Origin of the sequence: Streptomyces sp. NPDC050147 (genome assembly GCF_040660195.1) — a bacterium.
Classification (GTDB): Bacteria; Actinomycetota; Actinomycetes; order Streptomycetales; family Streptomycetaceae; genus Streptomyces.
In genome coordinates this window covers 63958-84295 of sequence record NZ_JBFALJ010000012.1, presented here as the reverse complement: position 1 = coordinate 84295, position 20338 = coordinate 63958, and the positions used below count along the sequence as shown (strand labels likewise).

The window sequence follows — 20338 nt, the reverse complement described above, 5'->3', positions numbered from 1 at the left end:
GTCCGGTAGGGGTGGTTCAGCCCTGTGCGAGCAGTGCGTACGCCGCCGTCACGAAGGTTTCGCGGGCGCGGTAGCGGCGGGTGCAGACGGCGGCCAGCGCTGTCGCGGTGGCCGGCCGGTACCCCAGGAAGGCTTGTTGCCCGAGGGTGGCTCCACAGTGGAAGTAGAGGGGGCCGCCCTGGGAGGGGTGCTGGAACCAGGACATGGTGTGCGTGTGCCGGTGTCCCCAACCGCGCCGCAGCACCGGGCGGCCCGTCGCCCGCAGGGCCGCCTCCAGGGGGTGGCCCGCCGGATCGAGGTGGGCTTCGAGAAAGGTCAGCAGGTCGTGCGGGGTGGCACGGATCGCGCCGGCCGCCTCGAAGCCCCCGATGGTCAGCGCGGGCGTGGGCGTGGCGCCGTCCTTGCGGTGACCGGTGGCGTCCGTGACCGGGCCCGCGGGGCGCAGGGCCGTGCCGCCCAGCCGCAGGGGCCGCAGCACCTGTCCGGTGAGCAGGTCGTCCCAGGGGGTGGCGGTGGCGGCGGCCAAGGCGTGACCGAGCACGGCGACACCGAAGTTGGAGTAGTGCCAGCGGGTGCCGGGCCGGCGGGGCGGACGGCGGCGTACGAAGGCGTCGATGACGTGCCGGTCCTGGTAGCCGGCGTAGGGGTCGGTGCGCCAGGTGGGCAGGGCCCGGGGGTAGAAGTCGGCGGGCAGTGCGGGCAGTCCGGAGGTGTGAGTGATCAGGTGGGCGAGGGTGACGGGGTCGGTGCCGGTGCGCCGTGCCGGGGCGAGGAAGGCGAGGGCCGGCTCGCCCGCGGAGAGAACGCCGGACTGTGTCAGGTGGGCCAGGAGCAGTGCGGTGAACGTCTTGGAGGCCGAGCCGATCTCGTAACGCAACTGGTCACGGGGCATGGATGGCGGCGGTCCCGTGCCGCCGCAGCGCACCGTGCGTCGCCCGTCGCGGGACAGCGCGAAGACGACATCGGGCGCGTCCACCGCGGCGATGGCGTCGTCCAGCCGCCGACGCGTCGTCTCGTCGTCCGGTCGGGCGTCCGGTCGAGGGTGGTGGGGCGGGGGCTCGCCCTCGGTGGCCTCACGCGGTGCGCTTGGCCAGGGGGCGCATGGGGGTGTCATGCGGGTGTGGTGTGCGTGAGCTGCGTCAGGGCGCGGGAGGTGGCCATGACGGAGGCGAAGGCGGCGACGAGTGTGGGGTGGTAGATGAGGTCGAAGAGTTCTTCGGGCTCGCCCTCGGGGATGGTGCGTACGGCGGGCATGGCCCCGTCGGGCTGCTGGGCGGCGGCGAAACCCTCCCAGGCTCGTTCGTCCAGGCTGGGACGGGGCAGGCAGGCGTCGACGACGAGGAGCTCGCCCAGGAGATCCCAGCGCTCCAGGTCGAGCCAGTCGTCCAGCCAGGCGGGCAGCCAGGTGGTCAGGTAGTCGGCGAGCGTGGGCGGGATGTTGTCGGGGTTCTTGCCCCAGTCGGTGAGGTGGAAGACGGTGTGGGTGATGTCGTAGGCGGTGTGCCCTTCCACGGTCCAGGGCTCGGGGGTGCGCCCCAGCCACGTCCCGCCGATGACCTCGGCCTCCGACGGCCGGGGCTCGAGCCCGTAGCGGCGTTGGAAGGCGGAGAGCCCGAGGCGGCGCACGGGTGTCACCTCGCGGGCGGCGAAACTCTCAAGACGCTGGTTGAGCAGGACGATCTTCTCGAAGGCGGGGTGGCTGTAGCCCAGCTCCTTGAAGGGGAGGTAGACCTCGAACGGAATGGGCGAGATGGGTTCGATGCGCTGGCCGCGCACCAGCATCTGACCGCCGTCCAGCGTGTCGCGCCAGGCGTGGTCGAGCAGTTGCCGTGCCAGCGTCGCCTGCCGCGAGCCGGCCACGCCTTCCCGGAACAGCACCGCGCAGATGAGGGCCAGTTCGCCGACGGGTTTGAAGCGCTCCAGGAAGCCCACTTCCGGGTCGACGTCCGGTTCCAGGCGAAACCCGTCACGGTGGGCGTGCAACCACTCCAGGGCGCGGCTGCCCACGGTATGCATGAGGCGGGTGTTGGTCATCTCGGCGCTCCTCGTCCCCTCGGTCCGCCCTGCCCCCGATGCGCGGACCACCCCTGGTGCGCGGGCCCCGTACGTACCGGCTGCGCGAAGGCGTGTGCCCTTCCGCCCGCCACCGCGGCGGTATCGGTGTCGTCGAGCAGTGCGCGGGCGGTCAGTACGGCGGCGAAGGCGGTCATCAGAGTCGAGTGGTAACAGGTGACGAACTCGTTCGCGGAGGCTCGCCCGGCCCGCCCGGGGCCGACCTCCGGAACGGCTCCGGACGCGCCCTGTGCCAAGGACAGACGTGTCCAGGCGTCTTGCAGCATCGTGCGGTCGGGTGGTCCGGGCAGGCTGCCGGCCACGGCCAGCAGCTCACAGCTCAAGTCCCACCGCTCATCTTCCAGGCAGGTGTCCAGCCAGGGCGGAAGCCAGTGCGAAAGGTAGTCGGCGACCCGCGGGGGGACCTGGTGCGGGGTCGCGCCCCAGTCGGTGAGGTGGAAGATCACATGGGTGAGTGTGTAACCGGCGTCCCCTTCGAACATCCAGGGTTCCGGCAGGCCGCCGAGCCAGGTGCGCTCCAGCGCCGCCTCCATGCCCTGGTGCGGCCGCATGCCGCTGTGCCGTTCGGAGTTGAGGATGCCCAGGCGCCGGTTGGGCTGCTGCTCGGTCACCTGCCAGGAGCGCGTGCTGGTCACCGTCGCGGCGGCCTTCTCGAAGCCGTCGTGGCGCATCCCGGCCGAGGCGAACGCCGCGTAGACCTCCAACGGGTACGTGGCGAAGGGCTCAAGCCGCTGCAACTGGCGCAGGAGGTCGCCCTGCCCGGTCTGCCGCCAGGCGAAGTCCAGCAGATCGCATGCCTTCTGGTGCAGCGGCGTGGACGGTTCGGTGTGCTGACGGACGGTGACGCACACATGCGCCAGTTCCCCCAGCGGTTTCCAGGTGGAGTTCACGTTGCCGCACTCGGCCAGCGCGTCGTCCCCGAGCGCGAAATCATCGCGGTGCTCGGACACCCATGCCAGCGCCGCCTCGGCGACCTCCGCGACGTCGCGCGCCCTCACCCCGGTACCCCGGCCCGCATCAGTTGCGCCACCTCCACCTGCAGCGCCACGCGGGGGTCCTCGGAGCCCATCTGCGCCACGAACTCAAGACCGGTCTCCAGGCCGAGCGTTGGCGGCACGCCGTCGAGCAGGACCAGCCAGCGGCCGGCCCCCGCCGCTTGCAGCCAGTCGCGGCGCCGGACCGCACGCACGAAACCGCGGGCGACATCCACGGGCCGCGTGCGCGCCACCCGCGCCACCGCGCAGTCGGTGCCGGGCAGCGCGAGGGGGGCGAGGACGGCCAGTTGATGGGTGAGCACCTGCCACGGGGCGTCCTCGAGCCAGGCCGCCCGGGGCTCTGTGTCGTGTTCCGGCGCGCCGTCGAGGTCCGCCAGCGTTCGCTGCATGGCCCAGTGGCTCCACACAGACGTGGGCGAGGCGTCGGCGGGGGGCGGATAGGCGTGCACGGCTTTGCCGAACACGGCGAGATCGTCGGGGTCGAGCGGTGTGCGGCGCAGCACGCCCGGCAGAACGGCATCGGCGCCCACCACACGCACGGCGGCGAGTGTGAGGCCGTCCGCGGCCGCTCCGTCGGACCCTGTCACGCTGCCGACCAACCGGAACCGGCCCCCGCTCCGAAGAGCGGAGACCAGTTCCGATGTGAGGCCCTGCACCGCGCCCGCCAGAGGCGTCGTAGTGTCAGACTCCTCCATACCGGATCCCGTCAACCCTTCTTGGGCCGGGGAGTCGGAGGCGACAGCAACAGGGAGATGTTCCCGCCCGTCAGGGCCAGCGCCGCGCACTCGCGGCTGTCGCGGTAGGAACCGTCGGCCTCAACCGGGTCGAGAGCCGCCTCAACGTCCAGCGTCTCGGCTACGTCCTGATCCGTGAATTCGGTGGAAGCCATGCCTCTACCTCTTCCATCATAGAACGCCAGGTTCTCCACGTATTGTCAGTGCGTTTCTCGCACGTACTGCCAGCCGTGGAAACACAGCGCATCGATTTCCCTTTACCTCAGGCGCATCCGAGGATTGCGCGACCGAGGCAAGGCCGTGCGTGCTGCACGCCTCTAGAACATTCTCTTCGAGGCGCCTTTATAAGCGTAGACGAACAAGCACGGCACAGCATCCGCAGAGGAATTCCGCATGCGAACTATCGCGACACATCCGGGCTTTGACCTGCGCGGACATCCGCTCGGTTCAGCGCTGACGGCCCCGCGGTTTCAGGGGTACCGACGGGAGTTCCGGAGCAGGAAGCGGCCCCCCTTCATAACCCTTCACCTCACCGAATCGGTTACCGCTCATCCAATCCGAACGGGCCTGTGCGATCTCCTCGTTCGACCGCCCGATGAAGTTCCACCACATGATCAGTTCCTCGTCGAAAGGCTCGCCGCCCAGCAGCATCAGGTCCGCGTCCGACTCGGCGCGCAGCGGCAGTTCGGTGCGGCCGCAGCCCAGGTACAGCATCGAGCCGGGCAGGACGGGGACGCCGTCCACCCGAGTCTCGCCGGACATGCACAGGACGGCGTACTCGAAGTCGGGGTTCAGCGGCAGGCGTACGTCCGCGTCGCGGGCCAGGGCGAGGTCGGCGCCGACGATCGGGGTGTAGGCCGTGCCGGGTGACGTGGCGCCGTCGACCGTGCCGAGGATGAGGGTCGCCGTCAGGCCGGGGGCCGTGACCAGGGGCAGCTCCGCGTGGTGCTCGAAGCGCGGTTCGGTGTTGCGGTGCGCGTCGGGCAGTGCCACCCACAACTGGGCGCCGTGCAGGAGGCGGGCGTGCGACTTGGGGCTCTCCTCGGAGTGCGAGATCGCCCGGCCCGAGGTCATCAGTCCGAGCTCGCGGGGGCGGATCGTCTGGAGGCTGCCCGTGGAGTCACGGTGCAGGACCTCGCCCTCGTGCAGCCAGCTGACCGTCTGCAGGCCCATGTGCGGGTGGGGGCCCACCTGCATGCCGGGCTCCTCGGCGATGTCGTCGGGGCCGTAGTGGTCCACGAAGCACCAGGCACCGACCATGCGGCGGCCCAGATTGGGCAGCAGGCGGCGGACCTCGGTGGACTCGCCGAGCTTGACCTGGCGGGGACTGAGGAGTTCACGGACCGGCTCGGCGACGACGAACCCGCGACCTCCGCACAGGGACGGGACCGCCTCGCGATCAAGATTGCTCATGCCGCACAACCTAGACCCGTGGTGCATCGGTCGTCAGGCGCGTCCCCGTGGTCATTCCGGCGGAGCCCCGTCAGCCGCTGTCGTCCCGGCGCGCACGCTTGGTGGAATATTCAACTACACGTGACCGTTGGGCCGCTCGAAGGAGGCAACAGTGGACACGATGTACTACGACCACGGAACCGCGGCGGAGCGCTGGGAGCGCGCGCGGCAGTTTTTCGACGCCAAGGAGTACGCCACGTCGGCGCGCATCCTCGCCGCCCTGGCCGACGAGGTGCCCGAGCAGGTCGCCCCGCGTCTGCTGCTGGCCCGCGCCTATTACCACTCGGCGCAATTGCGGCGCGCGGAAGCCGAGTTGCGTACGGTCATCGCGCTCGACCCCGTCGAGCAGTACGCCAGGCTGCTCCTGGGCCGCACGCTCGAACGGCAGGGACGGGACGCGGACGCGGCCCCGCACCTGCGGATGGCGGCGGCCCTCTCGGGGGACTTCGCCGAGTCCTGATCCCGGGAGCGCCCCCCGTCCGCGCAGGGCGCCGGTGGCACCGAGCCATCGGCGCCCTCCGGCCGAGGCCGGCCCCTCACGCCCAGACCGCCTCCGCCAACGCGACGCCCACGAAGACCGCGCCGAGCGCCGCGACCACACTGGCCACGACGTTGGCCGCCGCGTAGAACCTGGCTCCATCCTCGGCGAGCCGCAGCGTCTCGTACGAGAAGGTCGAGTACGTCGTCAGGGCGCCGCACAGTCCGGTGCCGAGGAACAGCTGGGTGTGGGAGGAGGCGGCGCCCGCGACGGTCGCGCCGGTGAGCACGCCGAGGATCAGGCTGCCCACCACGTTCACGGTGAACGTTCCCCACGGGAAGGCCGTGTCGTGTCGGGCCCGCACGGCACGGTCGGTGAGGAACCGCAGCGGGGCGCCGATCATCGCCCCTGCCACCACGCAGAGCCAGTTCACCGGTCCGCCCCGAAGACGCCTGCGCCCGCGAGGCCCGGCGTACGGGCCCGGTGGGCGGTCTCGGAGCAGACCGGCTTGTGGTGCCAGAGGTCGGTCTCGCCGATGGAGATCGTGACGCGCGGGGCCGTGCCCGTCAGTCTGGTCACGCTCGCCTCCACACCAGGACGCGGCGCGTCGCCCACGCCGCGCCCCACACCGCCGCCAGGGCCGCGAGCAGTGTCAGTCCGAGATAGGCCAGGCCCGTGCGGGCGTGGCCGCCCTCCACCAGACGTTCGATGTCCACCGCGTAGGTGGAGAAGGTGGTGAAGCCGCCGAGTACGCCGGTGCCGAAGAAGGGCCGCAGCAGAGGGTGCGGGGTCCGCGTCTGCGTGAGGACCACCATGAAGACGCCCATGACCGCGCATCCGATGACATTCACGAGGAGCGTCGTCGTGGGGAAGGTGCCGGGGGCGGTCGGCCAGATCAGGGACGCGCCGTAGCGTGCCGACGCGCCGATCGCGCCACCGACGGCCACGACCGCCACCACGGGCCACACGCCGTACTCCCTCACCAGTGCGGAACCAAGAGACCCTCGCCGAAGATCACCCTCAGGCTAGCCGCCGGGCGGGGTGTCCCGCAGACCGAGGCGCAGGTGCTCGACGTGGAAGAGCGCCTGGTCGAGGAGTTCGGCCACGTGGTGGTCGTAGAGGGCGTAGATGACGGAGCGGCCGTGCCGTTCGCCGGTGATGAGGCCGAGGTTGCGCAGCAGGCGCAGTTGGTGCGAGCAGGCCGACTGCTCCATGCCGACCGCCTCGGCCAGCACGCCGGCCGCGCAGGGGCCCTCCTGCAGACGGGCGAGGATCAGCAGCCGCGAGGGCGTCGCCAGGGCCTGCAGGGTGGCGGCGACGTCGGCGGCCCCCACGGTGTCCAGGCGCTCGCGTGTGGTGGCGGTGCTCTTGTCGTCGACTCCGTGGCCCATGACGGTCATCCTATCGATGAGACATGAAAAGCTGTTCATTCATTCCTGTACGGTGTGGACGTTGCCGTTCCCCAGCCCGTGGAGGGTTTCTTCGCCATGCCCACTGCCCTGATCCCCCGCTCCGACCAGGGGACTTCCGCGGACCCCGCGGCGCCCCCGCGCCGCCGCACCCGCGTCCTCGCGCTGGCCGAGGCCCGCTGGGCGGCGGCGGCCACGGCCGCGTTCCTGATCGCGCTGCCGCTCCAGCTGGCCGGGACGCTCTCCTGGCTGTGGGGCGCGCTGTACGCCGTCGCGTACGTCGCCGGGGGCTGGGAACCCGCGCTCGCCGGGCTGCGGGCGCTGCGCGAGAAGACCCTGGACGTGGACCTGCTGATGATCATCGCGGCCGTCGGCGCCGCCTCGATCGGGCAGGTGATGGACGGGGCGCTGCTCATCGTCATCTTCGCCACGTCGGGCGCGCTCGAGGCCCTTGCCACCGCTCGGACCGCCGACTCGGTGCGCAGCCTGCTCGACCTCGCGCCCACCACGGCCACGCGGGTGGGCGACGGGGGCGGTGAAGAGACCGTCGACACGGCCGAGCTGAAGGTCGGCGACGTCATCCTCGTACGGCCTGGCGAGCGGGTCGGCGCGGACGGCGAGGTACTCGAAGGTGCCAGTGACGTCGATCAGGCGACGATCACCGGGGAGCCCCTGCCGGTCGCGAAGGGGGCCGGGGACGAGGTCTTCGCGGGCACGCTGAACGGGGCGGGGGCGCTGCGGGTGCGGGTCGGGCGTGACGCGTCGGACTCGGTGATCGCGCGGATCGTGGCGATGGTCGAGGAGGCGTCGGAGACCAAGGCGCCGACGCAGCTGTTCATCGAGAAGGTCGAGCAGCGCTACTCGCTGGGCATGGTCGTCGCCACGCTCGCCGTGTTCGCCGTGCCGCTGGCGTTCGGCGACGATCTGACCGGGGCGCTGCTGCGGGCGATGACGTTCATGATCGTGGCCTCGCCGTGCGCCGTGGTCCTCGCCACGATGCCGCCGCTGCTCTCGGCGATCGCGAACGCGGGGCGGCACGGCGTCCTGGTCAAGTCGGCCGTCGTGATGGAGCGTCTGGGGCAGGTCGACGCGGTCGCCCTGGACAAGACGGGCACCCTGACCGAGGGCACGCCCAGGGTGACCGCCGTGCACGCGCTTCCCGGCAGCGGCCTGACGGACGACTCCCTCCTCGCACTCGCCGCGGCGGTCGAGCACCGCAGTGAACATCCCCTGGCCCGTGCCGTGGTGAGCGCGGCGCGGGCTCGCGGCCTGGACCTTCCGGCGGTGACGGACTTCGCGTCGGCGCCGGGGGTCGGGGTGAGCGCCACGGTCGGGGGCGCGACCGTCCAGGTGGGCGCTGTGGCACGGCTGCTCGGCGCGGGGCCCTCCGGCGGGCCCGAGGACGCGGCGAACACCGACGTCCTCGCTCGCGCGGAACGGTTGAGCGCGTCCGGCCAGACCACCGTGCTCGTGCTGCGCGACGGGGTCCCCGCGGGCGTGCTCGGCATCGCCGACCGCCTGCGCCCGGACGCCGCGACGACGGTCGCCGCCCTTCGGTCCCTCACCGGAACGGCTCCGATGCTGCTCACCGGGGACAATCCGCAGGCCGCGGCCCGGCTCGCGGCGGAGGTCGGCATCGATGGCGGTGACGTGCGGGCCGGGCTGCTCCCGCAGGAGAAGGTGGCGGCGGTACGTGAGGCCGAGCGCGCCGGACGCAAGATCCTGGTCATCGGCGACGGCGTCAACGACGCGCCCGCCCTCGCCGCGGCCCACACCGGCATCGCGATGGGCCGAGCCGGTTCCGATCTCGCCCTGGAGACCGCCGACGCCGTCATCGTGCGGGACGAACTCGCCACCGTGCCGAAGGTGATCGCACTGTCCCGGCGCGCCCGCGGGCTCGTGGTGCAGAACCTGGTGATCGCCGGGACGTTCATCGCCGTCCTGGTCACCTGGGACCTGGCGGGCAACCTGCCCCTCCCCCTCGGCGTACTCGGCCACGAGGGCTCCACCGTGATCGTGGGCCTCAACGGACTACGACTGCTGCGCGAGGGGGCGTGGCGGAACGCGAAGGGCTGAGGGCGGGACGAAACGGTGGGGATGAGGGGGCGTTGCGGCGAGGGGCTGAAGGGGCGGGCGACGCGCGGCGGCCCGAGATGCTTATGCGAGCCGCCCGCCCGCAGCGCGGCAGCCTGAGGTGATCGCGCAAACCGCCCGGCCAGGGCCCAGCAGCGCAAGATGACCGCCCGAGCCGCCGCCCGCAGCACGACAACCCCAGGCGATCGCCCGAGTCGTCCGCCCCCCGCAGCCCGGCAGCCCGAGGCGACGAGCAGGAAGCCGCCCGTCCGCAGCGTGGCGGCCTGAGACGATCGCGACGGGCAGCCGTCCGCAGCACGGCCGCCCCCGAGAGGAGTCCGCCGCCCCCTCTTCGGCCCCGGCCCCTGGCCCGGCACCGCAGTGAGTGGCGGCCCCGGGCCAGGCGGCAACGGCCGCCACCGCCACGTGCGCTCCACGTGGCCTCGCGCGCTTAACCGCGGTACGTCTCCAGCAACCGCAGCCACACCTCGCTGATCGTCGGATAGGCCGGGACCGCGTGCCACAACCGGTCGATCGGCACCTCTCCCGCGATCGCCACCGTCGCCGAGTGGATGAGTTCGCCGACGCCGGGGCCCACGAAGGTCACGCCCAGCAGGATCTCCCGGTCCAGGTCGACGATCATGCGGGCGCGGCCTTCGTAACCGTCCGCGTAGAGGCCGGCTCCCGCCACGCCCGCCATGTCGTAGTCCACGGCGCGCACGCGATGACCCGCGGATTCGGCCTCCGCGAGGGTGAGGCCCGCCGATGCCGCCTCGGGGTCGGTGAAGACCACCTGGGGTACGGCGGCGTGGTCGGCCGTGGCCGAGTGGGCGCCCCAGGCGTCGCTCTCCAGGAGGGGGACGCCCTGAGCGCGGGCGATGATCGCGGCCCCGGCGACGCGGGCCTGGTACTTGCCCTGGTGGGTGAGGAGCGCGCGGTGGTTGGCGTCCCCCACCGCGTAGAGCCAGTCGCTGCCCTGCACCCGCAGGCTCTCGTCGACCGGCAGCCAGGAGCCGGGTTCGAGACCGATCGTCTCCAGGCCGAGGTCGTCGGTGCGCGGGGCACGGCCCGTGGCGAAGAGGATCTCGTCGGCCTCAAGGGTGCCGCCGTCGCTCAGGGTCGCGGTGACCGTGCCGTTCTCCCGGCGCACGGCCGTGACGGAGACACCGGTGCGCACGTCCGCGCCCGCCTCCGTCAACGCCTTCGCGACCAGCTCTCCGGCGAACGGCTCCATGCGCGGGAGCAAGCCGTCATCGCCGCGGACGAGCATGGTGACCTGCGAGCCGAGCGCCTGCCAGGCCGTCGCCATCTCCACGGCGACGACGCCCCCGCCGACCACCGCGAGGCGGCCGGGCACGTGATCCGCGCCGGTGGCCTCGCGGCTCGTCCACGGCTTCACCTCGGCCAGGCCCGGCAGATCGGGCAGGGCGGCACGGGTGCCGGTGCACACCGCCACCGCGTGGCGGGCCGTGAGGGTCTGCTCGGTTCCGTCGGAGCCCGTGACGGTCACCTGGCGTGTCCCCGCGATGCGGCCATGACCGCGGTAGAGGTCGATCCCGATGGAGTCCAGCCAGCCGACCTGGCCGTCGTCCTTCCAGTGTGAGGTGTAGTCGTCCCGATGCGCCAGGACCGCCGACGCGTCCAGAGGGCCTTGGACCGACTGGCGCAGTCCGGGCACCCTGCGGGCGTCCGCGCGGGCGATCACCGGGCGCAGCAGCGCCTTGCTGGGCATGCAGGCCCAGTACGAGCATTCGCCCCCGACGAGTTCGCTCTCCACGATGGCCGCGCTCAGGCCGCCCGCACGGGCCCGGTCCGCGACGTTCTCCCCCACGGGACCGGCACCCAGTACCACTACGTCGTATGTCTTCGAATCCGTCATGGAAGCCAGTGTGGTCGCAGGTGTGCGACGTGGCCACATGGGTACGCGCGCGGAACGAGCACGGGTGAGCGCGTGGAATACGTCTGCCGCCCGGGCCGTTGTGCACAGCGGCTTCGACCGACAGCAGGAAGAGGGAAACACCATGAGCAGCACGACTGTGGAGCTCACCAAGGAGAATTTCGACCAGACGGTCACGGACAACGAATTCGTCCTGATCGACTTCTGGGCGGAGTGGTGCGGTCCGTGCCGGTCGTTCGCGCCCGTCTACGAGAAGGCATCCGAGGCCAATCCCGACATGGTCTTCGGCAAGGTGGACACCGAGGCGCAGCCTGAGCTCGCTCAGGCGTTCGGCATCCAGTCGATCCCGACGCTCATGATCGTCCGCGATCAGGTGGCCGTGTTCGCGCAGCCCGGGGCCCTGCCGGAGGCCGCGCTCGAGGACGTCATCGGTCAGGCGAGGCAGTTGGACATGGACGAGGTCCGCAAGTCCGTCGCCGAGGAGCAGGCGAAGGCCGAGGCGCAGGGGCAGTAAGCGAGAGCAGCGGGAAGACCCGCGAGCAGAGGGGTCAGCTCGACTCGCGGTGCACTGCTGTCGCACCGAGAACGTCGTGCACCTCGGGCTCCATGCCCGGGTCACGCACGACCCGGTCGACGAGTTCCGCGAGTCTTTGACCCGACGGCAGCTCGATGCGGACCGTGCTGAGCCGCGGCCGCAGGAGCCTGCCGAGCATCAAGTCGTCGGCGCCGATCATCGCCGTCTCCTCGGGGACGGCGATGCCTTCGTCCTGCAGTGCGCGCATCAGCAGCATCGCGAACTCGTCGTTGTACGTGAACACCCCGTCGACGCCGAGCGTGCGCCAGCGCGCCGCGAGCCGGGCGGCCGACTTCTCGTCGTAGGCGAGGGGCAGCTCGGTCATGGTGGCGTCCGTGCCGTGCTGTGCGAGGGTGCGGCGGATGCCGTCGGCGCGCGGACGCGCGAAGGGTTCGAGGCCTTTCTCCTCGGGGATCACGACGCCGATGTGCCGGCTGCCGCGCTCCAGGAGGTGAGTGGCGGCGCACTGTCCCACGAGACGCTGGTCCATCAGCAGGGCGTGGGCGCCCTCGGCCCGCTGCGGGCCGATCGTGAAGACCGCCTTGGCGCCCGAGCGCTTCAGGACGCTCACACCGCGCGCGCCCAGCCCGGACGCGTCGGGGGCGAGGACCGCCACCGGGCGCAGCTCCGCCCAGGCACGGGCCGCCTCCTCGCCGGTCAGACCGAGGCTGCCGTACTGCACGACGGTGTAGTCGAAGCGGCTGAGTGCCCACTGCAGCTCATTGAAGAACTCGCTGAAGAGCGGGCCCGCCGGGATCTGCGGCGTGGGCATCAGGACCACGCGGGTGTGCCCGGCGCGCAGGCTGCGGGCCGCCGCGTGCGGGACGTATCCCAGTTCCTTGGCCGCCTCGTGGACGCGGCGGCGGGTGGGTTCGCTGATGCGGACGGCGCTCGTGTTGTTCAGGACGTACGAGACGGTCGCGCGCGAGACTCCCGCCAGACGCGCCACGTCGGCGCTCGTCGGCACCGCATACTGCGTGGGCTGCTGTGCGGTCTTGTTCGGTATCTGCACCATGGCGAGGCCCATCTTTCCAGACGGCGCTCAGGCGCTCCCAGGTGGGCGCCGGGGCGCCCCGGCCGGTGGGCGGGCGCTCCCGGCGTGCCGGTGATCGGCGCGAACTGCCCTGCCCACGTACCGCGTTCTCGATCGGCCGGTTAGCGTGCGTGCACCTGTCCGTCGATCAAAGGTGCCCCCACATGACTGTCGACCGTGCCGATGGCCTCGCGCGCACCGCTCGCGCGCTGGCCGACGGGGAAGTGTCCGCACGTGAGCTGACGGAACGGACGCTGGCGCGGATCGAGGCCTCGCAGCCCGTGCTCAACGCCTTCAAGCTGGTGCGGGCCGAGGCCGCGCTCGCCGAAGCGGACGCCGCCGACCGGGAGTTGGCGTCCGGCGGGCCGGGGCGTCCGCTGCTCGGCGTGCCGCTCGCCGTGAAGGACGACACCGACATAGCGGGCGAGCCGACCGCGTTCGGCTGCCGGGGCGACTTCCCGCCGAAGAAGGAGGACGCCGAGTCGGTGCGCAGGCTGCGGGCGGCCGGAGCGGTGATCGTCGGCAAGACCAACACCTGCGAGCTGGGACAGTGGCCCTTCACGGAGGGGCCGGGTTTTGGGGACACCCGCAACCCGTGGCACACCGGACACACTCCCGGCGGTTCGTCGGGCGGCTCGGCGGCCGCGGTCGCCGCGGGCCTGGTACCCGCCGCGCTCGGCTCGGACGGTGCGGGCTCGGTGCGCATTCCCGCCGCCTGGACCCATCTCGTCGGGATCAAGCCGCAGCGCGGCCGCATCTCGACGTGGCCCTGGCCCGAGTCCTTCAACGGCATCACCGTCAACGGCCCGCTCGCCAGGACCGTCGCCGACGCGGCCCTGCTGCTCGACGCGGCGAGCGGCAACCACAGCGGCGACCTGCACAAGCCACCCGCCATCAGCGCCGCGGACGCGGCGACCCGCGAACCGGGACGGCTGCGCGTCGCACTCTCCCTGCGCATGCCGTTCACCGCGACCCCCAAGCGCCTGCATCCCGTGGTGCGCCGGAAGGTGATGGTCCTCGCGGACCGTCTCGCCTCGCTCGGGCACGACGTCGAGGAGGCCGATCCGCGATACGGCCAGATCGGCCTCGACTTCGTGCCGCGTGCCACGGCGGGCATCACCGACTGGGTCCGCGAGATCCCGGACGCGCGTCTGCTCGACCCGCGGACCAAGGAGGCGGCCCGCCTGGGGCGCCTGCTCGGCGGCGCCCCGCTGCGCCTGGCCCGCCGCGCCGAAGCCGCCCTGCACCGCCGGGTCGGCGCGATCTTCTCCACGTACGACGTCGTCCTCACGCCCACCACCGCCACTCCCCCGCCGCGGATAGGCACCATGTCCGCCCTCAGCGGCTGGCGCACCGACCAGGCCATGATCGCCGCCTGCCCCTACGCCTGGACGTGGAACGTCCTCGGCTGGCCCGGCGTCAACGTGCCCGCGGGCAGGGTGGGCGACAGCCTTCCGGTCGGCGCGCAGCTGCTCGGGCCCGCGGGCAGCGAGCCGCTCCTGGTGTCGCTCGCCGCGCAGTTGGAGTCCGACCAGCGCTGGTACGAGCAGTGGCCCGAGGCGGTCTGAGCGGTGGCGTCGTCCGAGGGACCCGCCCCGCGGTCCTGGCCGGACAGGTTCTACGGTGGCCCGCGTGACAGCCAACATCGATGACCCGCAGATGTCCGCGCACCCGGGCCGCACGGGCCGCACCGCGACCACCGAGGCCGAGCCGCGCGAGGTCGGCCGGGTGCAGACGACGTACGCCCCCGCGCACGACGGCGATCCCGACCCCGGCGAGATCGTCTGGACGTGGGTGCCCTACGAGGAGAACGACGGGCGCGGCAAGGACCGCCCCGTCCTCGTCGTCGCCCGCGAGGCGCGTGGCACGCTGCTCGCGGTGCAGCTCTCCAGCAAGCAGCACGCGAACGACAAGATTGGGGTCTCCCCTGGTCGAGCGAAGCCGAGAGCTTGGGGAAGGGTGCCGATCGGCAGCGGGCCGTGGGACCGGGAAGGCCGCGAGTCGTGGGTCGCCATCGACCGCGTCCTTCGAGTGCACGACGCGGGCATGCGCCGCGAGGCGTGCGCGCTCGACCGGATGCGGTTCAACCTGGTCGTGCGCCGGCTCCAGGAGCGCTACGGCTGGCGATAGCGGTTACGTGCCGGGCAGGAGCGGAGCCCCGCCCCTGAACCCCGCGCCGAACGTCTCCTCGAAGGCGGTCCGCGTCACCGCGCCGCGCGTACGGTCGAGCACCCCGAACACGATGTGCCCGAAGTGCCCGTGGAACCGGCCGCCTTCGTCGAGCAGCGCCCGGAACGCGTCCGCCACCTGGGCGGGGTCGTTCTGGAAGACGCCGCAGCCCCACGCGCCGAGCACGAGCCGCCGGTAGCCGTGGGCGACGGCGGTCTCCAGGACCCGCTCCGCGCGGCGGACCAGGGCGGCCGGAAGGTCCTTCGCTCGCTCGGGGGCCTGGCGCAGCACGACGCCCGCGTTCGGCGCCGCCGAGGTCAGGAAGCCGACCGTGTACGCCGCGTCGAAAAGCCGGCCACGGTCGTCGCGGAAGACCGGCACGGCCGGGGAGTGGATCACGCGGTCGCTGTAGAAGGGGTCGCGGTGGGCGCGGTGGTGGTCGTAGAACTCCCGGGCCGAGCGCACGCACGTGTACAGCGCCGAAGCCCGGCAGAGCGCCTCCTCCTGCGCCTGGGCGCCGTTGAGATAACCGCCGCCGGGATTGCGCGCGGAGGAGAAGTTCAAGACGGCCACAGAGCTCTCGTCCGCGGCCGTCAGGCGGCGCGCGGCCTCCAAGCTGCTCTCCCCGGTGACCTCGATTACCGTGGAGATCAGCTCGGGCGGCGTCACGGGAGTCACGTACAGGGCCGCCGGACCGAAGATCCGCGTGCCGGAGCGCGCGGCGTCCACCGCATCCGCGATCACCACCTCGCGGCCACCCGGTGCGACGTACCGCCCTGCCGCCACGATCTCCTCGGTCTGCTGCGCGATGCCGCGCAGTCGCGCACTCATGGCCCCGCCCCCGACCCGGATGTTTTCCTGTCCCCCGTCTCACACATGAACGCATCGTGAGCTCTCGTCGTCGTCCACCGCAACACAATTCCCTGGCATCGACTTGGCCCCGGGGGCACTCTTGTGCGAACGGCCGACACGGTCTTGGGTGGGACGAGCGCTGCCGGCTCGGTCACACCCCTACCGAGTTGACCGGGTGGCCAGCAACCGCTGACCAGGCAGAACTTCGACAGGAGGACCTCTGCATGCCCGAGGGTGACTGTACGACCTACCGCGCGAAGTACGGCACCGCGGTATCCGAGTCCGAAGCAGAGGCGCTGGTCAGCGGCATCTGCTTCAAGACCGGACCACCGCGCGTCACCGGCGTCGAACTGGAATGGCTGATCCACGAGCCGCACCGGCTCCATCTGCCCGTGTCCCCCGCCCGCCTCGAAGCGGCCTACGCCGCACTGCGGGCCCTGCCCCTGCACTCCCTGATCACCGTCGAACCAGGCGGCCAGCTGGAGCTCAGCTCGCTCCCCGCCGCCTCGCTCATGGAGTGCGTGTCCGCCGTATCGGCGGATCTCTCCCTCGTACGCGATCGACTGGCCGCCCTGGATCTGACGCTCACCGGGCTCGGCTGCGACCCCTGGCGTCCGCCGTCCCGCATCCTGCACCGGCCGCGCTATGACGCGATGGAGTCCTACTTCGACCGCTCCGGCCCCGCGGGCCGCCGCATGATGTGTTCCACGGCGTCCGTGCAGATCTGTCTGGACGCGGGGCACGAGGAGCCGGGCCCGCTCGGCTACGGCCGTCGCTGGCGGCTCGCGCATCTGCTGGGCCCCGTACTGGTCGCCGCGTTCGCCAACTCACCCCTCCAGGACGGGCGTTACACCGGCTGGCGCTCCACGCGGCAGGCCGTGTGGGCGGCCATCGCCCCGGGCACGTCGGGTGCGCCGACGCTGGACGCGGAGCCGCGGGCGGCCTGGGCCCGGCACGCCCTGGACGCGCCGGTGATGTTCGTCAGATCGCAGGACGACGGTGACGCGCCCTGGGCCGTCCCGGAGGGGATGACGTTTCGCGCCTGGGCCCGCTCGGGCGCGCCGCGTCCGCCCACGCGCGACGACCTCGACTACCACCTGACCACCCTCTTCCCGCCCGTACGCCCGCGCGGCCACCTGGAGCTGCGGATGGTCGACGCCCAGCCGGGCCGGCACGGCTGGATCGTGCCGCTCGCCGTGACGAGCGCGCTGTTCGACGACCCGCAGGCCGCCGAGACCGCCTACCGCACGGTGAAGCCGCTGGCCGAGCGCGCGTGCCCGCCCGGCGCGCCCGCGGCGCCGCGCAGCCCGCTGTGGCTGGACGCGGCGCGGGACGGGCTCACCGACCCGGAGCTGCGCGAGGCCGCGGCCGCGTGTTTCGCGGCGGCTGCCGACGCCCTGCCCCGCCTCGGCGCGAGCGCCGAGGTGTGCGAAGCCGTCGCCGCGTACGCCGAGCGGTATGTCGCGCGGGGCCGCTGCCCGGCGGACGACCTGCTCGACGGGCACCCGCACGGCCACCACCACGACCCCGAGCACGAGAAGGGCATCCTCCGATGACCGGAACCGTCAGCGACCCCGATGCGCTTCGCCGACGCGCCCAGGCGGCGCTGCTCGCCGCCAGGGACCGCACCTCGCTCCTCACCACGTGTGTCGAGGAACCCGAACTGACCGCGCAGCACTCGCCGTTGATGTCCCCCCTGGTCTGGGACCTCGCACACATCGGCAACCAGGAAGAGCTGTGGCTGCTGCGGGCGGTGGCGGGCCGTGATGCCATGCGGCCGGAGATCGACGGTCTGTACGACGCCTTCGAGCACCCCCGCTCCGAGCGTCCGAGCCTGCCGCTGCTCGCGCCGGCCGAAGCCCGCCGCTACGCGGCCGATGTGCGCGGGCGGGCGCTCGACGTCCTGGAGAGCACACCCTTCCGCGGTTCGCCCCTGACGGACGCGGGCTTCGCGTTCGGCATGATCGCCCAGCACGAACAGCAGCACGACGAGACGATGCTGATCACTCATCAGCTGCGCTCGGGCCCCACGGCGCTCACGGCGCCCGACCCCGCGCCCGCGCCGACGTTCAGTGGTCCCGCCGAAGTTCTCGTGCCGGGCGGCCCGTTCACCATGGGCACCTCCACCGAGCCCTGGGCACTGGACAACGAACGCCCCGCGCACCACCGCCTGGTGCCGCCCTTCTTCATCGACACGACGCCGGTGACCAACGCCGAGTACCAGCGCTTCATCGCCGACGGCGGTTATGACGAGCAGCGGTGGTGGGCCCCGGCGGGCTGGGACATGGTCCGCGGCAACGGCCTCTCGGCGCCGCTGTTCTGGCGCCGCGAGGGCGGCCAGTGGCTGCGCCGCCACTTCGGGACCGTCGAGGCCGTGCCGCCGGACGAGCCGGTGCTGCACGTCAGCTGGTACGAGGCGGACGCGTACGCCCGGTGGGCCGGCCGGCGGCTGCCCAGCGAGCAGGAGTGGGAGAAGGCCGCCCGGCACGACCCGGCGACCGGTCGCTCGATGCGCTACCCGTGGGGCGACGCGGATCCCACGCCCGAACGGGCGAACCTGGGCCAGCGCCATCTCCGCCCGGCTCCCGCCGGCAGTTATCCGTCCGGTGAATCCCCGCTCGGCGTGCGCCAGTTGATCGGCGACGTATGGGAGTGGACGTCGAGCGACTTCCTGCCCTATCCGGGGTTCGCCGCCTTCCCCTACCGCGAGTACTCGGACGTCTTCTTCGGCGGCGACTACAAGGTGCTGCGCGGCGGGGCGTTCTCCGTGGACGAGGTGGCGTGCCGGGGCACGTTCCGCAACTGGGACCACCCGGTCCGGCGGCAGATCTTCTCCGGGTTCCGCACGGCGCGCGACGCGAGTCCGACGGAGGCGCGCTGATGTGCCGTCACCTGGCCTTCCTCGGGCCGGACGAGCCCCTGGGCAAGCTCCTCGTGGACCCCTTGCACAGCCTGCTGCGCCAGTCATGGGCGCCACGGCACCAGCGTTACGGCACCGTCAACGCCGACGGCTTCGGGGTGGGCTGGTACGCCGAAGGCGACCCGGTGCCCGCGCGCTACCGCCGCTCCGGGCCGATCTGGGGCGACCAGTCCTTCGCCGACCTCTCCCGGGTCGTCCGGTCCGGGGCCGTGCTCGCCGCGGTGCGCGACGCGACCGAGGCGGGCGCGGACGGCGAGGCCGCGGCGGCGCCGTTCGCCGCCGGTACCTGGCTGTTCAGCCACAACGGCGCGGTCACGGGCTGGCCGCATTCGCTGGCCAAGGTGTCCCGCCTCCTGCCGCCGGAGGACCTCCTCTCCATGGCGGCGCGCTGCGACTCCGCCCTGGTGTGGGCGCTGGTCCTGCGCCGGCTGCGCAGCGGCGACGACGAGGGCCAGGCCCTCGCGGACACCGTGACCGAGGTCGCGGAGGCGGCCCCCGGATCACGCCTCAACCTGCTGCTCACCAATGGCGAGACGATCGCCGCGACCGCCTGGGGCGACACCCTCTGGTATCTCGCCGAACCGGGCCGCCGCACCGTCGTGGCCTCCGAGCCCTACGACGACGATCCGCACTGGCGGCAGGTGCCCGACCGCACCCTGCTCGCCGCCAGCCGTACCGATGTCCTGCTGACCCCGCTCAAGGAGCCCACCGCGTGAGCCCGTTCCAGCTGACCCGCACCCTGCCCGTGGACGCCACGGACGCCGCTCTGCGCGCCGACGTCCTGCACGGCCTCACCCGTACGCCCAAGACGCTGCCGCCCAAGTGGTTCTACGACGCGCGCGGCAGCGCCCTGTTCGACGAGATCACCACGCTTCCCGAGTACTACCCGACGCGCGCGGAGCGCGAGATCCTGCAGACCCGCGCCGCGGAGATCGCCGCCGCGACGGGCGCGCGCACACTGATCGAGCTGGGCTCGGGCTCCTCGGAGAAGACCCGCCATCTGATCGACGCGCTCGCGGACCTGCACACGTACGTGCCCGTGGACGTGAGCGAGAGCGCGCTCACCGGCGCCGCGAACACCCTGATCGCCTCGCGCCCCTCCCTCGACGTGCACGCCCTGATCGCCGACTTCACCGGCGGTCTCGCGATGCCGGGCACGCCGGGACCGCGGCTCGTCGCCTTCCTGGGCGGCACGATCGGCAACCTGCTGCCCGCGGAGCGCTCGGCGTTCCTGGCGTCGGTGCGCACCCTGCTCTCCCCTGGTGACGCGCTGCTGCTCGGCACGGACCTGGTGAAGGACGAGTCGGTGCTCGTCTCGGCGTACGACGACGGGTCGGGCGTCACCGCCTCCTTCAACAAGAACGTCCTGTCCGTGATCAACCGCGAACTCGGCGCGGACTTCGACCCCGACGCGTTCTCGCACGTCGCCGTCTGGGACCGCGAGCACGAGTGGATCGAGATGCGCCTGCGCTCCCTGGCCGCCCAGACGGTGAAGATCCCGGCACTCGACCTGGCGGTCGACTTCGACCGGCACGAGGAGATGCGCACCGAGATCTCGACCAAGTTCCGCGAGGAGGGGGTACGGGCGGAGCTGGCCGCAGCCGAGTTGAAGCTCACCCACTGGTGGACGGACGAGAGGGCACGCTTCGCGCTGTCGCTCAGCGTGGCGCGCTAGGGGG

21 protein-coding genes and 1 pseudogene are annotated in these 20338 nt (G+C 72.3%); 9 read left to right on the top strand and 13 right to left on the bottom strand.

Annotation, left to right across the window (positions count from 1 at the left end; translation table 11 throughout):
• Window positions 1-16: 16 nt before the first annotated feature.
• The 6 genes from AB0I94_RS19855 to AB0I94_RS19830 form a co-directional block, all read right to left on the bottom strand.
• Complete coding sequence (locus AB0I94_RS19855; RefSeq protein ID WP_363310877.1) at window positions 17-1114, bottom strand: serine hydrolase domain-containing protein; 1098 nt, start codon at window positions 1112-1114, stop codon at window positions 17-19.
• Complete coding sequence (locus AB0I94_RS19850; RefSeq protein ID WP_363310876.1) at window positions 1111-2034, bottom strand: hypothetical protein; 924 nt, start codon at window positions 2032-2034, stop codon at window positions 1111-1113. Before AB0I94_RS19850 ends, AB0I94_RS19855 begins: the two co-directional genes overlap by 4 nt.
• Window positions 2031-3071, bottom strand: coding sequence for a hypothetical protein (locus AB0I94_RS19845; RefSeq protein ID WP_363310875.1), 1041 nt, complete (start codon window positions 3069-3071; stop codon window positions 2031-2033). The genes AB0I94_RS19850 and AB0I94_RS19845 overlap by 4 nt, the downstream gene beginning before the upstream one ends.
• The gene (locus AB0I94_RS19840; protein ID WP_363310874.1) at window positions 3068-3763 is read right to left on the bottom strand and encodes a hypothetical protein; all 696 of its coding nucleotides are present in this window, start codon (window positions 3761-3763) and stop codon (window positions 3068-3070) included. The genes AB0I94_RS19845 and AB0I94_RS19840 overlap by 4 nt, the downstream gene beginning before the upstream one ends.
• 11 nt (window positions 3764-3774) lie before the next feature.
• Window positions 3775-3957, bottom strand: coding sequence for a hypothetical protein (locus tag AB0I94_RS19835; RefSeq protein WP_363310873.1), 183 nt, complete (start codon window positions 3955-3957; stop codon window positions 3775-3777).
• A 292-nt stretch (window positions 3958-4249) separates the two neighbouring features.
• Window positions 4250-5215, bottom strand: a complete 966-nt coding sequence (locus AB0I94_RS19830; protein ID WP_363310872.1) for a pirin family protein — start codon at window positions 5213-5215, stop codon at window positions 4250-4252.
• 151 nt (window positions 5216-5366) lie between these two features.
• On the opposite strand from AB0I94_RS19830, the gene AB0I94_RS19825 reads away from it, so the two are divergent.
• Entirely contained in the window at window positions 5367-5714 is a 348-nt protein-coding gene (locus AB0I94_RS19825) for a tetratricopeptide repeat protein (RefSeq protein WP_363310871.1), read from the top strand.
• A 76-nt stretch (window positions 5715-5790) separates the two neighbouring features.
• On the opposite strand, the gene crcB (AB0I94_RS19820) is transcribed toward AB0I94_RS19825, so the two are convergent.
• The 4 genes and pseudogenes from crcB (AB0I94_RS19820) to AB0I94_RS19805 all read right to left on the bottom strand — a co-directional run bounded on the left by crcB (AB0I94_RS19820) (window position 5791) and on the right by AB0I94_RS19805 (window position 7123).
• Window positions 5791-6165, bottom strand: coding sequence for a fluoride efflux transporter CrcB (gene crcB / locus AB0I94_RS19820; RefSeq protein ID WP_363310870.1), 375 nt, complete (start codon window positions 6163-6165; stop codon window positions 5791-5793).
• An 11-nt stretch (window positions 6166-6176) separates the two neighbouring features.
• Window positions 6177-6311, bottom strand: a pseudogene (locus AB0I94_RS19815) (DUF190 domain-containing protein); the annotation flags it as partial.
• A complete protein-coding gene (gene crcB / locus AB0I94_RS19810; protein WP_363310869.1) occupies window positions 6308-6715 on the bottom strand; it encodes a fluoride efflux transporter CrcB in 408 nt (135 codons plus the stop codon). The pseudogene AB0I94_RS19815 and the gene crcB (AB0I94_RS19810), both read right to left, overlap by 4 nt.
• Before the next feature lie 42 nt (window positions 6716-6757).
• The gene (locus tag AB0I94_RS19805; protein WP_363310868.1) at window positions 6758-7123 is read right to left on the bottom strand and encodes a metalloregulator ArsR/SmtB family transcription factor; all 366 of its coding nucleotides are present in this window, start codon (window positions 7121-7123) and stop codon (window positions 6758-6760) included.
• 96 nt (window positions 7124-7219) lie between these two features.
• Between AB0I94_RS19805 and AB0I94_RS19800 the strand changes: the two genes are divergently transcribed.
• A complete protein-coding gene (locus tag AB0I94_RS19800; protein WP_363310867.1) occupies window positions 7220-9217 on the top strand; it encodes a heavy metal translocating P-type ATPase in 1998 nt (665 codons plus the stop codon).
• Between the two features lie 448 nt (window positions 9218-9665).
• On the opposite strand, the gene AB0I94_RS19795 is transcribed toward AB0I94_RS19800, so the two are convergent.
• Entirely contained in the window at window positions 9666-11093 is a 1428-nt protein-coding gene (locus AB0I94_RS19795; RefSeq protein WP_363310866.1) for an NAD(P)/FAD-dependent oxidoreductase, read from the bottom strand.
• A gap of 142 nt (window positions 11094-11235) precedes the next feature.
• On the opposite strand from AB0I94_RS19795, the gene trxA reads away from it, so the two are divergent.
• Window positions 11236-11625, top strand: a complete 390-nt coding sequence (gene trxA / locus AB0I94_RS19790) for a thioredoxin (RefSeq protein WP_363310865.1) — start codon at window positions 11236-11238, stop codon at window positions 11623-11625.
• A gap of 34 nt (window positions 11626-11659) precedes the next feature.
• Here trxA and AB0I94_RS19785 read toward each other — a convergent pair whose 3' ends face one another.
• On the bottom strand, window positions 11660-12700 hold the full coding sequence (locus tag AB0I94_RS19785) for a LacI family DNA-binding transcriptional regulator (RefSeq protein ID WP_363310864.1): 1041 nt from the start codon (window positions 12698-12700) through the stop codon (window positions 11660-11662).
• A 182-nt stretch (window positions 12701-12882) separates the two neighbouring features.
• Between AB0I94_RS19785 and AB0I94_RS19780 the strand changes: the two genes are divergently transcribed.
• Window positions 12883-14286, top strand: a complete 1404-nt coding sequence (locus AB0I94_RS19780; RefSeq protein ID WP_363310863.1) for an amidase — start codon at window positions 12883-12885, stop codon at window positions 14284-14286.
• A 91-nt stretch (window positions 14287-14377) separates the two neighbouring features.
• Window positions 14378-14848, top strand: coding sequence for a type II toxin-antitoxin system PemK/MazF family toxin (locus AB0I94_RS19775; RefSeq protein ID WP_363311026.1), 471 nt, complete (start codon window positions 14378-14380; stop codon window positions 14846-14848).
• A 3-nt stretch (window positions 14849-14851) separates the two neighbouring features.
• Here AB0I94_RS19775 and AB0I94_RS19770 read toward each other — a convergent pair whose 3' ends face one another.
• Entirely contained in the window at window positions 14852-15718 is an 867-nt protein-coding gene (locus AB0I94_RS19770; RefSeq protein ID WP_363310862.1) for a TIGR02452 family protein, read from the bottom strand.
• Between the two features lie 245 nt (window positions 15719-15963).
• Between AB0I94_RS19770 and egtA the strand changes: the two genes are divergently transcribed.
• From egtA to egtD, 4 genes are read left to right on the top strand one after another with little or no spacing between them, the layout of a single operon-like run.
• Entirely contained in the window at window positions 15964-17295 is a 1332-nt protein-coding gene (gene egtA, locus AB0I94_RS19765) for an ergothioneine biosynthesis glutamate--cysteine ligase EgtA (protein WP_363310861.1), read from the top strand.
• Entirely contained in the window at window positions 17292-18620 is a 1329-nt protein-coding gene (gene egtB, locus AB0I94_RS19760; protein ID WP_363310860.1) for an ergothioneine biosynthesis protein EgtB, read from the top strand. The genes egtA and egtB overlap by 4 nt, the downstream gene beginning before the upstream one ends.
• On the top strand, window positions 18620-19375 hold the full coding sequence (egtC, locus tag AB0I94_RS19755; protein WP_363310859.1) for an ergothioneine biosynthesis protein EgtC: 756 nt from the start codon (window positions 18620-18622) through the stop codon (window positions 19373-19375). The genes egtB and egtC overlap by 1 nt, the downstream gene beginning before the upstream one ends.
• Window positions 19372-20334 carry an L-histidine N(alpha)-methyltransferase gene (gene egtD / locus AB0I94_RS19750; RefSeq protein ID WP_363310858.1) on the top strand — a complete coding sequence of 321 codons (963 nt, stop codon included), beginning with the start codon at window positions 19372-19374 and terminating at the stop codon, window positions 20332-20334. Before egtC ends, egtD begins: the two co-directional genes overlap by 4 nt.
• The last annotated feature ends 4 nt before the right edge of the window (window positions 20335-20338 follow it).

Bases quoted from the DNA above. Each gene is read 5' to 3' on its own strand.
- AB0I94_RS19855 (WP_363310877.1), bottom strand. From the start codon at position 1,114: ATGACACCCCCATGCGCCCCCTGGCCAAGCGCACCGCGTGAGGCCACC.
- AB0I94_RS19850 (WP_363310876.1), bottom strand. From the start codon at position 2,034: ATGACCAACACCCGCCTCATGCATACCGTGGGCAGCCGCGCCCTGGAG.
- AB0I94_RS19840 (WP_363310874.1), bottom strand. From the start codon at position 3,763: ATGGAGGAGTCTGACACTACGACGCCTCTGGCGGGCGCGGTGCAGGGC.
- AB0I94_RS19835 (WP_363310873.1), bottom strand. From the start codon at position 3,957: ATGGCTTCCACCGAATTCACGGATCAGGACGTAGCCGAGACGCTGGAC.
- AB0I94_RS19830 (WP_363310872.1), bottom strand. From the start codon at position 5,215: ATGAGCAATCTTGATCGCGAGGCGGTCCCGTCCCTGTGCGGAGGTCGC.
- AB0I94_RS19805 (WP_363310868.1), bottom strand. From the start codon at position 7,123: ATGGGCCACGGAGTCGACGACAAGAGCACCGCCACCACACGCGAGCGC.
- AB0I94_RS19800 (WP_363310867.1), top strand. From the start codon at position 7,220: ATGCCCACTGCCCTGATCCCCCGCTCCGACCAGGGGACTTCCGCGGAC.
- AB0I94_RS19795 (WP_363310866.1), bottom strand. From the start codon at position 11,093: ATGACGGATTCGAAGACATACGACGTAGTGGTACTGGGTGCCGGTCCC.
- trxA (WP_363310865.1), top strand. From the start codon at position 11,236: ATGAGCAGCACGACTGTGGAGCTCACCAAGGAGAATTTCGACCAGACG.
- AB0I94_RS19785 (WP_363310864.1), bottom strand. From the start codon at position 12,700: ATGGTGCAGATACCGAACAAGACCGCACAGCAGCCCACGCAGTATGCG.
- AB0I94_RS19780 (WP_363310863.1), top strand. From the start codon at position 12,883: ATGACTGTCGACCGTGCCGATGGCCTCGCGCGCACCGCTCGCGCGCTG.
- AB0I94_RS19775 (WP_363311026.1), top strand. From the start codon at position 14,378: ATGTCCGCGCACCCGGGCCGCACGGGCCGCACCGCGACCACCGAGGCC.
- AB0I94_RS19770 (WP_363310862.1), bottom strand. From the start codon at position 15,718: ATGAGTGCGCGACTGCGCGGCATCGCGCAGCAGACCGAGGAGATCGTG.
- egtA (WP_363310861.1), top strand. From the start codon at position 15,964: ATGCCCGAGGGTGACTGTACGACCTACCGCGCGAAGTACGGCACCGCG.
- egtB (WP_363310860.1), top strand. From the start codon at position 17,292: ATGACCGGAACCGTCAGCGACCCCGATGCGCTTCGCCGACGCGCCCAG.
- egtC (WP_363310859.1), top strand. From the start codon at position 18,620: ATGTGCCGTCACCTGGCCTTCCTCGGGCCGGACGAGCCCCTGGGCAAG.